This is a genomic window from Micromonospora sp. NPDC003776 (genome assembly GCF_053605645.1).
In genome coordinates this window covers 1-3,205 of record NZ_JBSGJR010000694.1, presented here as the reverse complement: position 1 = coordinate 3,205, position 3,205 = coordinate 1, and the positions used below count along the sequence as shown (strand labels likewise).

4 protein-coding genes are annotated in these 3,205 nt (G+C 71.8%); 3 read left to right on the top strand and 1 reads right to left on the bottom strand.

All coding sequences use genetic code 11. The annotated features are described in order from the left end of the window. Positions 1-79 precede the first annotated feature (79 nt). Entirely contained in the window at positions 80-745 is a 666-nt protein-coding gene (locus ACWEVO_RS33470; protein ID WP_452311423.1) for a Tat pathway signal sequence domain protein, read from the bottom strand. A 412-nt stretch (positions 746-1,157) separates the two neighbouring features. Here ACWEVO_RS33470 and ACWEVO_RS33465 point away from each other — a divergent pair, with 412 nt between their 5' ends. The 3 genes from ACWEVO_RS33465 to ACWEVO_RS33455 form a co-directional block, all read left to right on the top strand. Continuing rightward, positions 1,158-1,925 carry a TetR/AcrR family transcriptional regulator gene (locus tag ACWEVO_RS33465; protein WP_452311422.1) on the top strand — a complete coding sequence of 256 codons (768 nt, stop codon included), beginning with the start codon at positions 1,158-1,160 and terminating at the stop codon, positions 1,923-1,925. 226 nt (positions 1,926-2,151) lie between these two features. Further along, a complete protein-coding gene (locus tag ACWEVO_RS33460; protein WP_452311421.1) occupies positions 2,152-2,781 on the top strand; it encodes a DUF6230 family protein in 630 nt (209 codons plus the stop codon). Position 2,782: 1 nt separating this feature from the next. After that, the coding region (locus ACWEVO_RS33455) for a DUF6114 domain-containing protein (protein WP_452311420.1) at positions 2,783-3,205 on the top strand (423 nt) is incomplete at its 3' end.

The window sequence follows — 3,205 nt, the reverse complement described above, 5'->3', positions numbered from 1 at the left end:
ACGCGGTGCTGCGGTAGTCGGTGTCCACCGGGCCGGCGCCCGGCGCACCGCCGGACGCCGGCCCCGCGCGGGACGGCCGTCAGTTCACGTAGACCGGGCTGCCGCCCTGGGTGGTGTCCTTGACGGGCGAGTACCGCACGCTGAAGTAGGACGTGGTGAAGCAGGTGCTGGGTCCGGAGGACTTGGTCAGCACCTGGTTGGTGAAGACCAGCGAGTTGGTGGAGTTCACCGCGCTGCCGGTGAGGCTGGTCGTCTTGTAGACGCAGGTGATGGGGCCGAGCAGCGTGTTCAGCACGACCGTGCTCTGGATCGAGCCGGAGATGGTCACCGCGCCGGCGCTGGTCACCGAGGTGCTGTACGGCAGGTTGTTCACGGTGATGCTGTTGACCCCGGTGGTGCCGACCACGTTCGTGGTGCAGCTGGAGAAGGTCTGCGCGGTCAGGCTCTCGGTGGCGGTCCCCGGCGCCGTCGGGTTGCTCGTCACCTTGGCGCTGAAGCTGGACGCCGCGCACTTCACGCCGGTGGTTCCGGTGGTGGTCGAGTAGAAGGTGGCACTGGTGCCGCTGGCCAGGCCGGCCTGGATGACGTCGCCGACGGCGACGGCGCTGCCGCCGACGCTGCCGTAGGTCAGCACGGAGGAGGCGAGCGAGGAGGACGGGGAGGCGGCGGCCGATGCGGCGCCGATCAGGCTGGTCAGCAGCGCCACGGCGGCGAGGCCCGCGCCGATTCGTCCGTACCTGGGCATGGTTCTTCCTTCCGGTGGTGGGACGGGGATGTCGGGTCGCGCCCGCACGGGGTCCGGGCGCGGTCGCCGTCCGGCCGCAGGGGGCCGGGCGGGGTGGTGGTGCCGTCCAGGGTGGACGGCGCGTGGTGGTGCCACCGGTTTACGGCCCGTCGGCGGGCGGCCGGTGGTGAGGGGGCGCCGCGTCAGCGCGCGGACCGGGGTGGCGCACTGCGGCGGGGCCGCGTCACCTGCGCCTTCCCGGCCTTGGGAGGGCGCTCGTGGTTGGCGATAATGGCAGCCATCGGCCCTCCTTCGACGAGCTCGGGGTGACCGCGGGAAGAGATCACCAATCGTGACGGGGCGTCAACTCAGAGTGCAGAATTTATAAACCTCCGAGGGTCGTAAAGTCAATGCATCAAAGGAGGTCGATCACTTGAGCACCCTGCGCCGCCCGCAACCGGCGCCGATCCCCCTGCCTGGCGCCCGCCCCGGTCGCGACCCCGACCGGGCCATCAAGCGCGGGCCGCGCCGGGTCTCCGCCGAGGCGGTGGCCGCCACCCAGCGCGACCGCCTCTTCGACGGGCTCGTGCAGGAGGTGGCGACGAAGGGCTACGACAACGCCCGGGTCACGGACATCTGCCGGGCGGCCGGGGTGACCCGCCCGGCCTTCTACGCCCTGTTCACCGGCAAGGAGGACGCCTTCCTCGCCGCGTACCGGCACGGCATCGCGGTGGTGTCCCAGCTGATGGAGTACGCCTACCGGGACGCCGGACCACACTGGCCGGACGCCGCCCGGGCCGCCCTGCGCACCCTGCTCGAGGTGCTGGCCAGCGTGCCCGCCTTCGCCCGGATGGCCCTGGTCGAGGTCGACGCGGCGGGACCGGACGCCCGCCGCGAGCGCGACGCACTGCTCACCGACTTCCGTCGGTTCTTCGCCGACGCCGGGCCGGGGCCGGCGTCCGACGACGTGGACCGGGACCTGCTGGTGTCCACGGTGGTCGGCGGCCTGCACGCGACCATCCGTGGCCGCGTGGCCGACGGGCCGATCAAGGAACTGCCGGCACTGCTGCCGGTGCTCACCTACGCGGCCATCGCCCCGTTCCTCGGGCCGGAGGCGGCCACCCGGGCGACCCGGCCGGTGCACCCGGGAGACGGCCCGGCCGCCGCGGCGCCCTGCGCCGAGCCGACCGTCCACCCGTGACTAAGGCGATGGAAAACCGCAGAGGTTTTTCACCGTTGGCCGCATTTCGCAGATGCCGCCCACCGGCTTCCGCTACCCGGTGTTGACCAGCCCTTTACCCAGCGGTAACTTCGCCCTAACGCCCTGGGCGCGGCACCACGCGAAGCCAATTCAGATCTCTTCCACCACACCGGCGGCCGTCCATCCTGCATCGTCGCCGATGAATTGATCTCGAAAAGGAGCCGCCATGTCCGAACAGCTCGCACCGATCGAACCGGGTCCGCCCCGGAGCGGCGTGCGCTGGCGCCGGTTCGCCGTCACCTTCGGCACCGTCGCGGTGGGCGCGGCCGGCATGATCGCGCTGACCGCGCAGGGCGCGCTCGGCGCGCAGTTCGCCATCTCCGGCATGCCGTTCACGGTCACCGCCGACCGGCTCGACGGCACCGGCTTCGAGCAGTTCGCCACCATCGACCACATGATCGAGAACAGCCCGAACGAGGGCGACACCGGCGGCCAGGTGCTGGTCATGGTCTCCGCGATCGACCGGGCGAAGCTGACCAACCTCTGCCAGAGCATCAGCCTGGGCGGCATCAACCTGCGGATCACCGCCGGCACCGGCGACAAGCCGGTCTCCGCCCGCACCCTGGTCGTCGACGGCGACGAGGTCGCCGGCGACGCCTCGTTCAACAACATCAATGTCGGGCAGGACGCCAGCACGCTCGACCAGGTGCCCGGCGTGCGGGGCAACCCGGGAGTCTTCTCGCAGCAGGCCGACACGGTGACCATCACCCACCTGCGGCAGAACAACTACGCCACCACCGCGGCGGTCTTCACCCTGCCCAACCTGCACATGTCGTTCAGCAGCGAAGCGTGCTGACATGAGCGCCGGACGACACGCCACGGCGCCAGCCGTCCGCCCCACCGGCGGACGCTGGCGCCGCTGGCGTCGCGGCCGCCCCTTCACCGCCGGGGTGCTGATCACGCTCGGCGGCGCCGAGATGCTGGTGACCCTCCGGGCGCCGCTCGGGGTGCTGCTGCACGTCGGGCCGCAGGGACTGGCCGCGTACCTGGTGCCGACCATCCTGGTGCTCTGCGGCGTGCTGCTGATCGCCACCCCGCAGCAGCGGGTCTTCTACGCGCTGCTCACCCTGGTGCTGGGGCTGGCCTCCTGGCTCACCTCGAACCTCGGCGGCTTCCTGATCGGCATGCTCCTCGCCCTGGTCGGCGGGGCGCTGGCGTTCGCCTGGACGCCGGACAAGCGTCGCATCGCGCCGGCACCCGGTGAACCCGCGGCCGCCGAC